The following is a 1,277-nucleotide window of genomic DNA, read 5'->3' on the forward strand; positions in this document are numbered from 1 at the left end:
AACGGATGACTAGACACCAACCGATCTACCAGGAGTCCCTTCTGGTCTCCGCATCCACCCCGGCCACCAAGATCAGTTCAGGAACAGGCTCTTAGGACGGAGGCTCGCTAACTACACGGCTCCTGCTTCCCGATATCGGGTGAGGCATGGGCTTTTCGAGGTTGTGCACCTACCGACCCAGCCGCCGACTGATGAGTTCGGCCGGGGCAGGAGTCCCGCGTGAGCGCTGACGCGTTGGGCTTCGCGGGCGAACTAGGGCGCTGAGCAAAGTTGGCAATTTGTTGGCAACCGGGTCTCGTGCAGTTCGGTGACGTTGGATTCTCGGACTGCTCTGCGCGCGAGGTGGTCAACCCTTCGGTGCCCTGATGGTGCGCAGTTGCGGGGACAGCTGCTCGGATGCGATGGCGTCCGGGCCGTCTCGTTCGATCCGGGTGGCAAGGTCGGTGGCGTAGTGGGTGAGCTGCTCCGCGGCCACCGAGTACGGGGGCTGCTGGATGTAGGGCTGGATGTGGTCGTGCGCCCGGCGAAGTAGTGCCGCAGCGCCAGTACCGTTGCCTCGACGCAGGTGAGTGAGGCCCACCGCGAGTTGGGCGAGCCCTTTCCACAGCGCGCGTTCGGCGCCGGGAGCGTTCTTCCAGGCAGCTTCGAGTACTTCGTGGGCGTGGAACGGGCGGGCATCGTCGAGCAGCCGCTGGGCCTGGGCCAGGCTCTCCATCGGGGCGAGCACCATGCCCTCGTCCATGCACTCCACCCCAGGACTGCCGTAGGGTAGCGGGCGGCCGAGTCCGTCACGAGGGCGGGCGTTGCGGGCTCGACCTTGCGGATCCCGGTCACGCTGACGCATGGCCCTCATTGTCCGCCATGCCGGCCGTCCTGAACCGGACGAAGGCGTCTCGTTCGACGTCCTCCAGACACGCTGCTTGCGGCGGCGTGTGTAGCAACGGGGTCTGCACCAGGTTTCAGCAGCTCAGATGGCTCTCGGTCCATTGACTTATGCCCTCAACGGGCGTGTACTACGGGTGTGGTGAATCGATTGAGATGGTCGGTGAACCGAAGGGGCGATGGCGCGACAGCCCCGAAGGAATGCATGGTCCAACTCAAGGACGTTCGTAGTCCTGAGCCCTGCCGGAAGTTCTGGAACAGGCGGAGTTCAGCAGTGCGAAAGACGCTCGTCAAACTCGACCTAGTGTCGTGAGTCGTTGATTCATTGTCAGGTTGTTAGGGTGTGGTATGGGCGATGGTCGTGGACCGAAACTGGCCTTGCTGGAACTGAGCCA

At 63.6% G+C, this 1,277-nt stretch carries 1 protein-coding gene; it reads right to left on the minus strand.

Features of this window, described 5'->3' with window-relative positions; all coding sequences use genetic code 11:
* Positions 1-346 precede the first annotated feature (346 nt).
* Positions 347-844 carry a DUF309 domain-containing protein gene (locus AC07FN_RS45900; RefSeq protein WP_478401385.1) on the minus strand — a complete coding sequence of 166 codons (498 nt, stop codon included), beginning with the start codon at positions 842-844 and terminating at the stop codon, positions 347-349.
* Positions 845-1,277: the final 433 nt, after the last annotated feature.

This window comes from Saccharopolyspora sp. NPDC045941, assembly GCF_056431445.1.

Coding starts and splice junctions, on each gene's coding strand:
- AC07FN_RS45900 (WP_478401385.1), bottom strand. CDS start 844: ATGCGTCAGCGTGACCGGGATCCGCAAGGTCGAGCCCGCAACGCCCGC.